At 68.1% G+C, this 14,783-nt stretch carries 14 protein-coding genes and 1 riboswitch; of the genes, 11 read left to right on the top strand and 3 right to left on the bottom strand.

The window, feature by feature from the left end:
- Nucleotides 1-490 precede the first annotated feature (490 nt).
- Entirely contained in the window at nucleotides 491-1,225 is a 735-nt protein-coding gene (locus E5P3_RS26670; RefSeq protein ID WP_162588712.1) for a helix-turn-helix transcriptional regulator, read from the bottom strand.
- A gap of 77 nt (nucleotides 1,226-1,302) precedes the next feature.
- Here E5P3_RS26670 and E5P3_RS26665 point away from each other — a divergent pair, with 77 nt between their 5' ends.
- The 5 genes from E5P3_RS26665 (at nucleotide 1,303) to E5P3_RS26645 (ending at nucleotide 6,631) form a co-directional block, all read left to right on the top strand.
- Entirely contained in the window at nucleotides 1,303-1,755 is a 453-nt protein-coding gene (locus tag E5P3_RS26665) for a YchJ family protein (protein ID WP_232073321.1), read from the top strand.
- A 204-nt stretch (nucleotides 1,756-1,959) separates the two neighbouring features.
- Entirely contained in the window at nucleotides 1,960-2,802 is an 843-nt protein-coding gene (locus E5P3_RS26660; protein ID WP_162588710.1) for a DUF3047 domain-containing protein, read from the top strand.
- A gap of 2 nt (nucleotides 2,803-2,804) precedes the next feature.
- A complete protein-coding gene (locus E5P3_RS26655) occupies nucleotides 2,805-3,782 on the top strand; it encodes a VTT domain-containing protein (RefSeq protein WP_162588709.1) in 978 nt (325 codons plus the stop codon).
- 27 nt (nucleotides 3,783-3,809) lie between these two features.
- Nucleotides 3,810-3,916: riboswitch (TPP riboswitch) on the top strand.
- A gap of 76 nt (nucleotides 3,917-3,992) precedes the next feature.
- Nucleotides 3,993-5,879, top strand: coding sequence for a phosphomethylpyrimidine synthase ThiC (gene thiC, locus E5P3_RS26650; protein WP_162588708.1), 1,887 nt, complete (start codon nucleotides 3,993-3,995; stop codon nucleotides 5,877-5,879).
- Between the two features lie 59 nt (nucleotides 5,880-5,938).
- Nucleotides 5,939-6,631 (top strand): HAD family hydrolase, encoded by a 693-nt coding sequence (locus tag E5P3_RS26645; protein ID WP_162588707.1) that lies wholly within the window; start codon nucleotides 5,939-5,941, stop codon nucleotides 6,629-6,631.
- 33 nt (nucleotides 6,632-6,664) lie between these two features.
- Here the strand turns inward: E5P3_RS26645 and E5P3_RS26640 are convergent, their stop codons facing one another.
- Together E5P3_RS26640 and E5P3_RS26635 are read right to left on the bottom strand one after the other, a co-directional pair.
- Nucleotides 6,665-6,862 (bottom strand): hypothetical protein, encoded by a 198-nt coding sequence (locus E5P3_RS26640; protein ID WP_162588706.1) that lies wholly within the window; start codon nucleotides 6,860-6,862, stop codon nucleotides 6,665-6,667.
- A 74-nt stretch (nucleotides 6,863-6,936) separates the two neighbouring features.
- Entirely contained in the window at nucleotides 6,937-7,959 is a 1,023-nt protein-coding gene (locus E5P3_RS26635; RefSeq protein WP_197894028.1) for an AraC family transcriptional regulator, read from the bottom strand.
- A gap of 176 nt (nucleotides 7,960-8,135) precedes the next feature.
- Between E5P3_RS26635 and E5P3_RS26630 the strand changes: the two genes are divergently transcribed.
- From E5P3_RS26630 to E5P3_RS26605, 6 genes are read left to right on the top strand one after another with little or no spacing between them, the layout of a single operon-like run.
- Nucleotides 8,136-9,308, top strand: coding sequence for an isovaleryl-CoA dehydrogenase (locus E5P3_RS26630; RefSeq protein WP_162588704.1), 1,173 nt, complete (start codon nucleotides 8,136-8,138; stop codon nucleotides 9,306-9,308).
- A gap of 54 nt (nucleotides 9,309-9,362) precedes the next feature.
- Nucleotides 9,363-11,066 (top strand): AMP-binding protein, encoded by a 1,704-nt coding sequence (locus tag E5P3_RS26625; protein ID WP_162588703.1) that lies wholly within the window; start codon nucleotides 9,363-9,365, stop codon nucleotides 11,064-11,066.
- Nucleotides 11,067-11,097: 31 nt separating this feature from the next.
- Complete coding sequence (locus tag E5P3_RS26620) at nucleotides 11,098-12,711, top strand: carboxyl transferase domain-containing protein (RefSeq protein ID WP_162588702.1); 1,614 nt, start codon at nucleotides 11,098-11,100, stop codon at nucleotides 12,709-12,711.
- Nucleotides 12,712-12,728: 17 nt separating this feature from the next.
- On the top strand, nucleotides 12,729-13,238 hold the full coding sequence (locus E5P3_RS26615; RefSeq protein ID WP_162588701.1) for a DinB family protein: 510 nt from the start codon (nucleotides 12,729-12,731) through the stop codon (nucleotides 13,236-13,238).
- A complete protein-coding gene (locus E5P3_RS26610; protein ID WP_162588700.1) occupies nucleotides 13,235-14,023 on the top strand; it encodes an enoyl-CoA hydratase/isomerase family protein in 789 nt (262 codons plus the stop codon). The genes E5P3_RS26615 and E5P3_RS26610 overlap by 4 nt, the downstream gene beginning before the upstream one ends.
- A 13-nt stretch (nucleotides 14,024-14,036) precedes the next feature.
- The gene (locus E5P3_RS26605) at nucleotides 14,037-14,699 is read left to right on the top strand and encodes a DUF4126 domain-containing protein (protein WP_162588699.1); all 663 of its coding nucleotides are present in this window, start codon (nucleotides 14,037-14,039) and stop codon (nucleotides 14,697-14,699) included.
- Nucleotides 14,700-14,783: the final 84 nt, after the last annotated feature.

Genomic DNA, 14,783 nt, shown 5'->3' with positions numbered 1-14,783 from the left:
AGCCACGCCGCCGAGCCACCCTATACGTGGGAGCCCTTCGGCTATGCGCTGGAGTACGACATGGGGGACGTCGACCGGGGTGTCTGGCCTGGCCCGACGACTTTCTCGTCCGCCGCGCCGGAGGTTTGCGGTGCTGCACGAGACTGGTCGGGCCGACTCACAACGACATGCCCCTTCGCTACGAGAACTTTTATAACCAGACCGGCAAGGGCAACGGCAATACTGCCCTGCAAGACATCGCCGAGACCTTTATTCAGCATAGCAATGAACTCGACGGCTACCAATTGTGGCGGCGACATGTTTAACCCCTACGTCGTCTTTTCCCAACTGAGCGGAAAGATCGAAGCAATGACGGCAAACACGCGCGAGCGCGCCAAGAGATACATGGAGTACAACGCAGCGAGCTCGGGAAGTTCGACCACCTTGCCAAACGGCAATACCTGCGAGCCCTGACGGTCAGGGTGCAAGGCCGTCAGCGCACTTCTCTGCTTCAGTGCCCCGGCACCCACCTCGCCAGCGCCGAGCGTCGCTCGATGCCCAGCTTGTCGAAGACGCGACGCAGATAAGTGCGCACCGTCGGCACGCCGACACCCGCGCGCCGCGCTATTTCCTTGTCTGTCAGACCTTCGCACACCGCCCGCGCAACCTGCTGCTCGCGCACACTCAGGCTGGCCCAGGCGGACACGCGCGCGGCGGCGGGTGAGGCCATTCGCTGCGCACGCTGCAAGGCCCCGACAAAGGCCGGTTCCACCAGATCCAGCAGCGCCGTTTCATGCGTGCCGAAGTCGCCGCGCCCGCGCCGCCGCCAGATCCGCAGGTCCCCGAGCGCGCGCTCGCCGTCGAAGGCATGCAGGTTCATGCCCCAGTGCAAGCCGTCGCGCGACAGGAAGTCGTTGAAGAAGGCGGTGCGCATCAGCGCGCGCTGCGGCATCACCTCGGTCACGCGGGTGGCGCGGCGGCGCGACTGCAGCACGAAGGTGATGGGATCGTGGTGCTGGTGCCATTGCGCATAGCGGTCGAGGTTGCTCGGCGCCATGTTGAGCGCCACACGCTTCCCGAAAGTGCCGCTGTCCGCATCCCACACGAAGGAGGCGAACTGGTCCGCCTGCAGCAAGTCCAGCAGCGCCCAGCCCAGGCGCTCGCGGATCTCGCGCTCGCCTTGGTCCTCCGCCAGCAACGCGAAGATGCCGCGCAGCGCCCGCTGTTCCGAAGCCTTGAGGTACATGGCCGTTCTCCTCGTCCTTGCCAGAGCCTAGAGCGCGAGCAAGCAACGCGCCATCGGGGCGATTCAGGGGTTGCACAATGCCCGCACCCGCCACGCCACGCATGCCCAGACCCGAGCCCGATCCCTGCCCCTGCGGCCGCCGCGACCGTCGCGGCGCCGTCCTGCCCTACGCCCAATGCTGCGGCCGCTACCTCGACCACTTCGCGCAGGCGCCGGCGCCCGACGCCGAATCCCTGATGCGCTCGCGCTACACCGCCTTCGTGCGCGAACGGGCCGACTACCTGCTGGCGACCTGGCATCCTTCGCACCGCCCGGATCGCCTCGACTTCGGGCCCGGCGTCAAATGGCTGGGCCTGGAGGTGCGTGCCCATGCCGAGCGCGATGCCGGCCATGCCGAGGTCGAGTTCGTGGCCCGCCAGCGCGACCGATCGGGCGCGGCCACACGGCTGGCGGAGCGCAGCCGCTTCGTGCGCGAGAAAGACGAAGGCGGCCTCCTCCGTTGGTACTACATCGACGGGGTGATGCGCTGAATCGTTCCTGCGCTTGAAATACCGGACTGTCCGATGCAGTCGGCATTCCTTGCTACGGATTCGATAGCAAGGCCGCGCATTGTGCGCGATTCGGCGACAGTCCGATTCCTTTTGGCTACTTTATCCGGGGCGCTCCGGCCCCCACACTCCTCCTTACGCTCAGACAGCACACCCAACAGCACACACCGACACCCCGAGGACACCATGGCGACGAAGTACAGCACGATCATCCCGACCGCATCCCGCTGGATCGGCGCGATCATGGCTGCGCCGATTGCCGCTGTCGCCCTTTGGCTCGCCGCGCCGGCCGTACATGCCGAAGAGGCTGTGGTCACCCCCTTCTCCGCCGCGCGCAACGCGCAGGCGCCCCAGCCCTGGCGCTTCACCAGCCTGCCCAACAAGGCGCCGACCCGCTTCGAGGTGGTCCAGGAGGGCGCGCAGAAGGTGCTCAAGGTCGAGGCCGACCAGTCCTACGGCAACCTCGTGCATGCCACCCGCGTGTCGCTCAATCCCTCCACCACGCTGGCCTGGCGGTGGCGCGTCGACACCTTCGTGGAGGGCGCCAACCTGCGCACCCGCGCTGGCGACGACGGTGCCGCCAAGCTCTGCGTCTTCTTCGACTTGCCCGTAGACCGGTTGTCCTTCGGCGAGCGCACCCGCCTGGCGCTGGCGCGCCGCACCACCGGCGAAGACGTGCCCAGCGAGGCGCTGTGCTACGTCTGGGACAAGAAGGAAGCCAAGGGTACCGCCCTGGTCAACGCCTTTACCCAGCGCATGCGCATGGTGGTGCTGGAGTCGGGCGCTGCGTCCAATCCTGAGGCATTCGTGAGCGAGCGCCGCAACCTGCTGGCCGACTACAAGCGCGCCTTTGGCGACGAGGCCGGCGACACGCTGCCCGACGTTGTCGCTGTCGCGGTCTCGGCCGACGCAGACAACACCCGGGGCCACGGGCTGGCGTACTTCTCCGACATCGACCTGCGCAGCATCGCTACGACCCGCAGCGCCGGGGTCCAGCTCCCGCCGGCGCGCGCCGGCACGGCGGAATAGCGATGAACGATCTCGTCGCTCTTCTTTCGGCGCAGGGCGCGGCCGTGGTCTTCCTCGCCACGCTGGCGACCCGCCTGGGCGCGCCGGTACCGGCCGCGCCTTTTCTCGTGGTCGCCGGCGGGCTCGCCGTCGACGGGCAGCTGTCCTTCGTTGCCGTGATGCTTGCCGCCGTGCTGGGCAACATCCTCGGCGACGGCGCCTGGTTCCTGGCCGGGCGCCGCTGGGGCTACCGGGTGATGCGCTTCCTGTGCCGCGTCTCGCTGTCGGCCGACACCTGTGTCCGGCGCAGCGAGTCCATTCTTGGCCGCTGGGGCGGGCTGTCGCTGATCGCGGCCAAGTTCGTGCCGGGCGTCTCGGTGGTGGCGCCGCCGATGGCCGGGGCGCTGGGCATGTCGAACGCGCGCTTCATGGCCTACGAGACGCTCGCGGCGCTGATCTGGTCCTTGGGCTTCCTGGCAATCGGCGGCCTGTTCCATGCCGCGATCCAGGACGTGCTGGCGGTGATGTCCAGCGTCGGCCTCACGGCGACGCTGGTGGGCACGGTACTGCTGGCCGCCTTCGTCGCCTGGCGATATCGCGCGCGCCGCATCGCGCGGCAGATCGAGGACATCGCGCACATCGAGGTCGGTGCGCTGCGCGAGGCCTTCGCCGTCGGCGCGCGCCTCATGGTGGTCGACCTGCGTTCGGCCGAATCGCGCCGGATCGATGACCGGGCCGTGCCTGGTGCCGTCGGCATCACGTACGGCGAGCTGACGGATCGCCTGGCCGAACTCCAGGCCGCGCGCGAGCTGGTGGTGTTCTGCGACTGCCCGAACGACGAGACCGCCATCGCTGCCGCGCGGCTGCTGGCGAAGGCCGGCCTGCCGCGCGTGCGCGTGCTCGCCGGCGGCATCGCCGCCTGGGCCGCTGCCGAGGCGCTGGCCTCGGAGCCGGCCCCGCTCGACGCCGACGCACCGGACGTCGCCGCACATCCCGCTTGATCGCTCCTCAAGTACGGGCCTAGAATCGGCCCCGCTCCGGGGTGTACGCGCGATGCGTGCTGAGATGGCCAAGCGGCCGAACCCGCGAACTTGAACTGGTTCATACCAGCGTAAGAAGAGCTGCGACTCCCCGGCCACGGAACCCTCATTTCCGCCGCGCCGACCCGGAGCGATTGCGGAGCACCCATCCAACCTGAAGGAGTGCCCCGCATGAATGCCCCCGACAAGTTCGCCTCGCTGCTCACGCTCACGCGCGAGCCTTTCCCCGCCTCGACCAAGAGCGCGATCGCGAGCCCGCGCCGCCCCGATGTGCGCGTGCCCGTGCGCGACGTGCTCCTGACCAACGGCGAGACGGTCTCGCTCTACGACACCTCGGGGCCTTACTCCGACCCGGCCGCCGACATCGACGTGCGCCGTGGCCTGCCCAGCGTACGCGGCGCCTGGATCGCCGAGCGCAATGACACCGAGGCCTACAGTGGCCGCAGCCGCCAGATGCTCGACGACGGCGCCACCCACGCCGACCGCGATGCCCAGAAGCTCGCCGAGTTGCGCGGCGCCGCCTCGGGGCTGCAGCGCCAGCCCCGCCGCGCGCTGCCCGGCCGCAACGTGAGCCAGATGCACTACGCGCGCCGCGGCATCGTCACGCCCGAGATGGAGTACGTGGCCCTGCGCGAGAACGGCAAGCGCGAATGGATGGCCGAATACCTCGCCGACGCCGCGCGCGAGAAGCGCCTTGCCGGCAACCCGATGGGCGCGCAGATCCCGAAGCTCATCACGCCCGAGTTCGTGCGCGACGAGGTCGCGCGCGGTCGCGCCATCATCCCGGCCAACATCAACCATCCCGAGGTCGAGCCGATGGCGATCGGGCGCAACTTCCTGGTCAAGATCAACGCCAACATCGGCAACTCCGCCGTCACCTCCAGCATCGAGGAGGAGGTGGAGAAACTGGTGTGGGCGATCCGCTGGGGCGCCGATAACGTGATGGACCTTTCCACCGGCCGCAACATCCACACCACCCGCGACTGGATCGTGCGCAACAGCCCGGTGCCCATCGGCACGGTGCCGATCTACCAGGCGCTCGAGAAGGTTGGCGGCGTGGCCGAGGACCTCACCTGGGAGATCTACCGTGACACCCTGATCGAGCAGGCCGAGCAGGGCGTGGACTACTTCACCATCCACGCGGGGCTGCGCCTGCCCTTCATCCATCTCACGGCCGATCGCCGCACCGGCATCGTCTCGCGCGGCGGCTCGATCATGGCCAAGTGGTGCATCGCGCATCACCAGGAGAGCTTCCTCTACACCCGCTTCGAGGACATCTGCGAGATCATGAAGGCCTATGACGTGAGCTTCTCGCTCGGTGACGGCCTGCGCCCCGGCTGCGCCGCCGACGCCAACGACGAGGCCCAGTTTGCCGAGCTGCGCACGCTGGGCGAGCTCACGCAGATCGCCTGGAAGCACGACGTCCAGACCATGATCGAAGGCCCCGGCCACGTGCCCATGCACATGATCCAGGCCAACATGGACGAGCAGCTCAAGCATTGCCACGAGGCGCCGTTCTATACGCTGGGCCCGCTGACCATCGACATCGCGCCGGGCTACGATCACATCGCCAGCGCGATCGGCGCCGCCATGATCGGCTGGGCCGGCACGGCAATGCTGTGCTACGTCACGCCCAAGGAGCACCTGGGCCTGCCGGACCGCGAGGACGTGAAGCAGGGGATCATCGCCTACAAGATCGCGGCCCATGCAGCCGATGTGGCCAAGGGGCACCCCGGCGCGCGGGCGCGCGACGACGCGCTGTCCAAGGCACGCTTCGAATTCCGCTGGCAGGACCAGTTCAACCTCGGGCTCGACCCCGACACCGCCCGAGAATTCCACGACGAGACCCTGCCCAAGGACTCCAGCAAGGTGGCGCACTTCTGCTCCATGTGCGGGCCCAAGTTCTGCTCGATGAAGATCACGCAGGAGGTGCGCGAGTACGCGGCCGCGCGCGGGCTGGCGGAGCAGGAGGCGGTGGTCGACGGCATGGCCGGCAAGTCTGCCGAATTCAAGGCGGCCGGCGGGGAGATGTACATCCCCATCAAGCCCGCGGCATAAGGCAGGACAGCCAACCGAACGCAGAAGGCGAGGGTTGCGAGGGCCTTACCATCGCCCTCATGTCCTCCATCCCCTTCCACGCCGTCCTCTTCGACTGCGACGGCGTGCTCGTCGACTCCGAACCCATCACCAACCGCGTGCTCGCCGAGATGCTCGGCGAGCTCGGCTGGCAGCTCACGGTGGCGGAGGCGATGCGCATCTTCACCGGCAAGGCCGTCAAGGACGAGGCCGCGCTGATCGAGGCCATGACCGGCTTCACCATCACGCCCGACTGGCTGGCCGAGTTCCGGGCACGGCGCAACGATGCACTCGATCGCGATCTGGTCGAGATCGTCGGCGCGCCCGCTGCCGTGCGCAGCCTGCACGCGAGCACCGCCGGCCGCATCGCCTGCGCCTCGGGTGCGGACCGGCACAAGGTCCGGCTGCAGCTGGAAAAGATCGGCCTGCTCGATGTCTTCGAGGGCCGCATCTTCAGCGGCCACGAGACGCCGCGCTCCAAGCCCGCGCCCGACGTCTACCTGGCGGCGGCCGCGGCCCTGGAGGTGGACCCTGCGCGCTGCGCGGTGGTGGAGGACACGGTGACCGGTGCCACCGCCGGCGTGGCAGCCGGCGCCACCGTGTTCGGCTACAGCCCCTCCGACCTGGGCCACAGCGGCCCCGAGGCGCTGCGCGCGGTCGGCGTGGCGCATGTGTTCAGCGACATGGCGCAGTTGCCCGCGCTGCTGGCCGCCTGGCCCGCGGTGATGGCCTGAAGGACGGTCCGATCCCGGCGATGATGAGGCGGCTCAGCCGCGGCGCGGGGTCGCGGCCTTGGCCATCGCGGCCAGCGCCTCGGTCATGGCCTGGGCGCGGGCAGACCAGAAACGGGCGATGAGCTGGTCGGCGTTCTTCTCGACGTCGGGATGGATGCGCGACCGACCGGAGGTGGCTGCGAACTCGATCAGCGCCGCGTATTCGGAAGTGTCGGTGTCGGGGATGTGCATGCCTCGATCCTATGGCGAGAAAGCGGGGCCGGAACCCGCTTGGCGAGCGGCGTCCGGTGCAGCGGCGAACTTTGTCACAGATTGTCGCGGCCAGGCAAGCTTCCTGGCGCAGTGGCTGCTCCGGCGCGCCGGAATGCGCCGGGCGTGACGCCGGCCCAGGCGCGGAAGGCGCGCGAGAAGCTTTTCTCATTGCGAAAACCGACGGACAGCGCGATGTTCTTGATCGGGCGTTCGGTGCGGCGCAACTGCTCGGCCGCCTGCTCGTGGCGTACCGCGTCCTTGAGCTGTTGCAGCGACACGCCTTCCTCCAGCAACTGGCGGTGCAGGGTGCGCGCCGAGACGTTCAGGATCGCCGCCAGCGTCTCGGCCGTGGCCGCCTGCCGCCCGTGGTTGCGCAGCAGCAGTTCGCGCACCCGCTGACCCAGCAGACGGTCGCGGCGATACTGCAGCACCGTCAGCGGCAGGGCGCGCCGCAGCATGGTCCGCAGCGCCTGCTCGTCGCGGCGCAGCGGCAGCGCGAGGTAGCGCTCGTCGAAGCTGTAGCTGGCAGCCTCGGCTCCGAACTGCAGCTCGCCGCCGAACATCAGCGGATAGGCATCGCGGTGCGGCGGGGCCTCGAAAGGGAAGCGGGCTGCGCGCAGCGACACCCGCGAATCGATGATCCAGGAGGCGTAGCCGTGCAGGAAGCGCAGGTTGGAGACCAGGCAGAACTCGCGCAGCTCGCCCAGGTCCGCGTTCTCGCGGATCGACACCGTGGCCAAGCCGCCGGCCACCTGGAGCTCGAGGGCGATGTCCGAGGTCAGCAGGCGGTGATGGCGGCACCAGCGCTTGATGGCCACGCCGAGGTCGGGCGAGCTCAGGGAGGCGCGGCACAGCATGCCGTAGGTGCCCCAGGGCAGGCGGCGGCTGAACCAGCCCAGGGCCTCGTCGTCCAGCTCCTGCATCGCGTGGCCCGACAGCATCTCGAACTGGGCCGCGGTCACGCGGCCCTCCTGCAATTGCAGGTCGCGCGGCGCAATCTGTGCCTGTGCCAGCGCTTCGGAGGGATCCTTGCCATACCGGTCGTAGCCCCGCACGATCGCTCGGACGAAGGCCATGGGCGTGGCCGCGCGGCCGGCCGGTTTGAGGGGAGAAGCGGTCACGAGAGACGAGATTTCGATGGCGCGATATGCAACCATTGTGACGCCAAATGCAACGGCAGCCGGCGTAAGCTGCGACTGCCCGCGCGGGATTTCTTCGGCGCGCGAACGAACCCGCATCCAAGGAGACACCCATGCATGATCCCGGCCTCAATTTCGATCTCGGCGAGACCATCGATTCGCTGCGCGACGCGATCTCCGACTTCGCCGCCCACGAGATCGCCCCGCGCGCCGCCGAGATCGACCGCGAGAACCTCTTTCCCCACGACCTCTGGAAGAAGCTTGGCGAGCTCGGCCTGCACGGCATGACGGTGAAGGAGGAGTACGGCGGCACCGAGCTGGGCTATCTCGCCCACATCGTCGCCATGGAGGAGGTGTCGCGCGCCTCGGCCTCGGTCGGCCTCTCCTACGGCGCGCATTCCAACCTCTGCGTCAACCAGATCCACCGCAACGGCAGCGAGGCGCAGAAGAAGAAGTACCTGCCCAAGCTGGTCAGCGGCGAGCATGTGGGCGCACTGGCGATGAGCGAGCCCAATGCCGGCTCCGACGTGGTCAGCATGAAGCTGCGCGCCGAGAAGGAGGGCGACCGCTACGTGCTCAATGGCGGCAAGATGTGGATCACCAACGGCGGCGATGCCGACACGCTCGTCATCTACGCCAAGACCGAGCCCGAGATGGGCGCGCGCGGCATGACGGCCTTCATCGTCGAGAAGGGCTTCAAGGGCTTCTCGGCCGGCACCAAGCTCGACAAGCTGGGCATGCGCGGCTCCAACACCTTCCCCCTGTTCTTCGACAACTGCGAGGTGCCCGAGGAAAACGTGCTGGGCGGCGAGGGGCAGGGCGCCAAGGTGCTGATGAGCGGCCTCGACTACGAGCGCGCGGTGCTCTCCGGTGGCCCGCTGGGCATCATGGCAGCGTGCATGGATGCGGTGCTCCCCTTCATCCACGAACGCAAGCAGTTCGGCCAGAGCATCGGCGAGTTCCAGCTGATGCAAGGCAAGCTGGCCGACATGTATTCCACCTGGCAGGCCACCCGCGCCTACGTCTACGCGGTCGGCAAGGCCTGCGACCGCAAGGACCATGCGCGCACCTTCCGCAAGGACGCGGCCGGCGCCATCCTCTACTCTGCCGAGAAGGCGACCTGGATGGCCGGCGAGGCCATCCAGGCGCTGGGCGGCGTGGGCTACACCAAGGACTTCCCGGTCGAGCGGCTATGGCGCGATGCCAAGCTGTACGAGATCGGCGCGGGGACGAGCGAGATCCGGCGCATGCTGATTGGACGCGAGCTTTTCGCCGAGACGGCGTAGTGAGTGGACTTCGTTCCCTCTCCCAGCGGAAGATGGAGCAAGACAGGAGACGATATGGCCTTGACTGAGAGCCTCGACCGTGGCCCCACCGATGTCCCGCTGATCGAGCAGACCATCGGCGACTTCTTCGACGACATGGTCCGTCGCCAGGGCGATCGCGATGCGCTGGTCAGCGCGCACGAGCAGCGGCGCCTGAGCTACCTCGAATTGCAGCGCGAAGCCGACCGCCTGGCCAGCGCGCTGCTGCAGCTGGGGCTGGCGCCCGGCGACCGCGTCGGCATCTGGTCGCACAACAACGTGGCCTGGGTGCTGATGCAGCTCGCCACCGCCAAGGCCGGGCTCATCCTGGTCAACATCAACCCGGCCTATCGCACGTCCGAGCTCGAGTACGCGCTCAACAAGGTGGGCTGCAAGGCGCTGGTCACGATGCAGCGCTTCAAGACCAGTGACTACGTCGGCATGCTGCGCGAATTGGCGCCCGAGCTCGCGAGCGCGCAGCCCGGCGCACTGCAGGCGGCGCGCCTGCCGCAATTGCGCACCGTGGCCTGGATCGACCGGGCCGGCGAGGGCGAGGAGCTGCCGGGGCTGATGCGCTTCTCGGCCCTGCTCGACAAGGGGCGGGCCGATGACCCGCGCATACCCGAGATCGCGAAGACCCTGAAGGCCACCGACCCGATCAACATCCAGTTCACCAGCGGCACCACCGGCTTTCCGAAGGGCGCGACGCTGACCCATCGCAACATCCTCAACAACGGCTTCTTCATCGGCGAGTGCATGAAACTCACGCCCGAAGACCGCCTCTGCATCCCGGTGCCGCTCTACCACTGCTTCGGCATGGTGCTGGGCAACCTGGCCTGCCTCACACACGGCGCGACCATCGTGTACCCCAACGACGGCTTCGATCCGCTGACCGTGATGCAGACGGTGCAGGCCGAGCGCTGCACCGGGCTGCACGGCGTGCCCACCATGTTCATTGCCGAGCTGGACCATCCGCGCTTCAAGGAATTCGACTTCTCGACGCTGCGCACCGGCATCATGGCCGGCTCGCCCTGTCCCACCGAGGTGATGAAGCGGGTGGTCGACCAGATGCACCTGCGCGAGATCACCATCGCCTACGGCATGACCGAGACCAGCCCGGTGAGCTGCCAGAGCTCCACCGACACGCCGCTGGACAAGCGCGTTTCCACCGTCGGCAAGGTGCAGCCGCACCTCGAGGTCAAGATCGTCGACCCCGAGGCCGGCGCGATCGTTGCGCCAGGTGTCTCTGGCGAGCTCTGCACCCGCGGCTACTCGGTGATGCACGGTTACTGGGAGGACGAGGAAAAGACCCGCGAGGCCATCGACGCCGAGGGCTGGATGCACACCGGCGACCTCGCCACCATGGATGCCGAGGGCTACGTCAACATCGTCGGCCGCATCAAGGACCTGGTGATCCGCGGCGGCGAGAACATCTACCCGCGCGAGATCGAGGAGTTCCTCTACCGCCATCCGAAGATCCAGGACGTGCAGGTGGTCGGCCTTCCAGACAGGAAGTACGGCGAGGAGCTGTGCGCATGGATCATCCCCAAGCCCGGCCAGACGCTCTCGGCCGACGAGGTGCGCGAGTTCTGCAAGGGCCAGATCGCGCACTACAAGGTCCCGAAATACATCGAGTTCGTCAAGGAGTTCCCGATGACCGTGACCGGCAAGATCCAGAAGTTCAAGATCCGCGAGGCGATGAAGGCGCAGCTGGGACTTGGAGAGGAGAAGACCGCATGAATACGGACCCTGCATTCGAACCCCGCTGAACATGACCCAACTAGAAACCAAACTCAACGCCCGCTCCGCCGAGTTCCAGGCCAACGCCGCGGCCATGCGCACCCTGGTCGAGGACCTGCATGCGCAGTTCGCCAAGGTCGAGGCCGGCGGCGGCGAGGCCGCGCGCAGCAAGCACACCGCGCGGGGCAAGCTGCTGCCGCGCGAGCGCGTGGCGCAGCTGCTGGACCCTGGCACGCCGTTCCTCGAGATCGCGCCGCTTGCGGCCCACGCGATGTACCACGGCGCGGCGCCCGGCGCGGGCCTGATCGCCGGCATCGGCCGCGTGAGCGGCGTGGACTGCATGATCGTGTGCAACGACGCCACGGTGAAGGGCGGCACCTACTACCCGATGACCGTCAAGAAGCACCTGCGCGCGCAGGAGATCGCCGAGCAGAACCGCCTGCCCTGCATCTACCTGGTGGATTCGGGCGGCGCCAACCTGCCGAACCAGGACGAGGTCTTCCCCGACCGTGACCATTTCGGCCGCATCTTCTACAACCAGGCCAACATGAGCGCCCAGGGCATCGCGCAGATCGCGGTGGTGATGGGCTCGTGCACGGCCGGCGGCGCCTATGTGCCGGCGATGAGCGACGAGTCGATCATCGTCAAGGAGCAGGGCACCATCTTCCTCGGAGGCCCGCCACTGGTGAAGGCCGCCACCGGGGAGGTGGTGACGGCCGAGGACCTGGGCGGGGGCGACGTGCACACCCGCTTGTCGGGCGTGGCCGATCACCTCGCGCAGAACGACCTGCATGCGCTGGCGCTGGCGCGAACCGCCATCGCCAACCTGAACGCGAGGAACAGCCAGGTTGCGGCCGATGAGCCCAAGGAGGTGCGCTCGCCGGCCTTCTCGCCCGAAGAACTCTACGGCGTGATACCCACCGACACCCGCAAGCCCTTCGACGTGCGCGAGATCATCGCCCGCATTGTCGACGGCAGCGAGTTCCACGAGTTCAAGTCCCGCTTCGGCGCGACGCTGGTGTGCGGATTCGCCGAGATCGAGGGCATGCCGGTGGGCATCGTGGCCAACAACGGCATCCTGTTCTCCGAGTCGGCCCAGAAGGGCGCGCACTTCATCGAGCTGTGCTGCCAGCGCAAGATCCCGCTGGTGTTCCTGCAGAACATCACCGGCTTCATGGTCGGGCGCAAGTACGAGAACGAAGGCATCGCGCGCCACGGCGCCAAGATGGTGACGGCGGTCGCCACCGCCAACGTGCCCAAGTTCACGATCATCATCGGCGGCAGCTTCGGCGCGGGCAACTACGGCATGTGCGGCCGCGCCTACTCGCCGCGCTTCCTCTGGATGTGGCCCAACGCGCGCATCAGCGTGATGGGCGGCGAGCAGGCCGCGAGCGTGCTGGCCACCGTCAAGCGCGACGGCATCGAGGGCAAGGGCGGCGCCTGGAGCGCCGACGAGGAAGAGGCTTTCAAGAAGCCGATCCGCGACCAATACGAGCTGCAGGGCCACCCCTATTACGCCACCGCGCGGCTGTGGGACGACGGCATCATCGACCCGGCCGACACGCGCCGCGTGCTCGCGCTGGGCCTGGCCGCGGCGCGCCATGCGCCCGTGCCCGAACCGCGCTTCGGCATCTTCCGCATGTGACGGCCAAGGAGAAGAGCATGTCGCTGCCGAACTACTTCGCGAGCCTGGCGCGCTACCACGTGTGGGCCACGCACAAGCTGCTGGAATCCAACCTGAAGACCCTGCCGGACGCCGGCTGGCGCCGCGACTGCGGGCTCTACTTTCGCTCGGTGCATGGCACGGTCAACCACCTGCTGGTGACCGACGACATCTGGTACTCCCGCTTCGCCGAGGGCCGCTCGCCGCGCGTGCCGCTGGACACCGAGCTGCATGCCGATCGCGCCGAGTTGTGCGAAGCGCTGGCGCAGGCCGTGACGCGCTGGAGCCCCTGGCTCGCCACGCTCGCGCCCGAGCGCTACGACGGCGAGATGGCCTACACCCGCAACAACGGCGAGCAGGTGCGCATTCCCTTCGCACCCGCGCTCGGCCATGTGTTCAATCATGCGACCCACCATCGCGGCCAGCTCACGGCCGCGCTGACGGGCATGGTCCAGCCCGGCCCCGAGCTCGACTGGGTCTATTTGCTGCAGCAGGAGGCAAAGCAATGAAATTCACCACGCTGGAGCTGGCCTTCGAAGGCCCCGTCGCGCGCATCTGGCTCAACCGGCCCGAGCTGCGCAATGCCTTCGACGAGGTTGTCATCCGCGAGCTGGACGAGGCTTTCTCGCAGGCCTGCGCGGCAAACGAGGTGCGTGTCATCGTGCTGGGTGCCAACGGCCCGGCTTTCTGCGCCGGTGCCAACCTCAACTGGATGCGCCGCGCGGCCGAGTTCACGCACGAGCAGAACCTTGCCGATGCGGGCGGCCTGGCCGTGATGTTGCGCACCATCGACGAGAGCCCTAAGCCGGTGATCGCGCGCGTGCAGGGCGATGTCTATGCCGGCGGCATGGGGCTGGTGGCAGCCTGCGATGTGGCGGTGAGCGTGGACACCGCCTGGTATTGCCTGAGTGAAGTCAAGATCGGCCTGATTCCCGCCACCATCAGCCCTTATGTGCTGCGGGCCATGGGCACGCGTGCCGCGCAGCGCTGGTTCCTCACGGCCGAGCGCTTCAGCGCGACCGAGGCGCATCGCATCGGCTTCGTGCACGAGGTGGTGACGGCCGATGCGCTCGATGCCAAGGTGGCCGAGATCGTGAAGGCCTTCACCAGTGCCAGTCCGGCGGCGGTGCGCGCCTGCAAGCAACTGATCGCCGACGTGGCGGGCCGGGAGATCGACGATGCCTTGATCGCGAAGACCGTGCAGGGCATCGCCGACATCCGCGCCAGCGAGGAGGGCCGCGAAGGCGTGCAGGCCTTCCTCCAGAAGCGCAAGCCCTCCTGGATTCCCGGCTGAGACATCCGGCGTCATGGACTCCCTCGACCTGCCCCAACTGCTCGCCCTGTCCGCTGCCATCGGCTGGGCCAGCGGCCTGCGCCTGTACCTGGTCGTGCTGCTGACCGGCCTCGCCGGCTACCTGGGCTGGGTGCCCCTGCCGGGTGGGCTTCAGCTGCTCGCGCATCCGGTGGTGATCGCAGCCAGCGGCTTCATGGTCTTCATCGAGTTCTTCGCCGACAAGATCCCCGGACTCGACTCGCTGTGGGACATGGTGCACACGGTGATCCGCATACCCGCGGGCGCCGCGCTGGCGGCCAGCGTCTTCGGCGCCGACCACGCGATCATGGCGATCGTCGCTGCCTTGCTGGGCGGAAGCTTCGCCGCCACCGCGCATGCGGCCAAGGCCACCACGCGTGCCGCCATCAACACCTCGCCCGAGCCCTTCAGCAATGTGGGTGCCTCGCTGGTCGAGGACAGCGTGGTGCCGGCGGGGCTGTGGTTGGCGGTGGCGCATCCACTCGTGTTCCTGCTGCTCTTCGTTGTGCTGCTGGCGCTGTCCGTCTGGCTGATCCGCAAGAGCTGGCGCTTCCTGCGCGCGCTCATCGGCCGCATGGCACGCATCTTCAGCGGCCGGCCGGATCCGGGCGTGAGGCCCGCCTTCCACCTGAACAAGCGCGAAGACGGCCCGGTTTGAGTTTTTTGTAACAGCGCGGGCGGCCCGTAGTCGGTCCGTTGCGCGACGTTGAGGCAAGGATGATTCGTACAGCAGCGAACGTCG

The organism is Variovorax sp. RA8 (genome assembly GCF_901827175.1).
In the GTDB taxonomy this organism is placed as follows: Bacteria; Pseudomonadota; Gammaproteobacteria; order Burkholderiales; family Burkholderiaceae_C; genus Variovorax.
The sequence above is the reverse complement of the archived record's forward strand: the minus strand, read 5'-3'. Positions and strand labels throughout refer to the sequence as shown.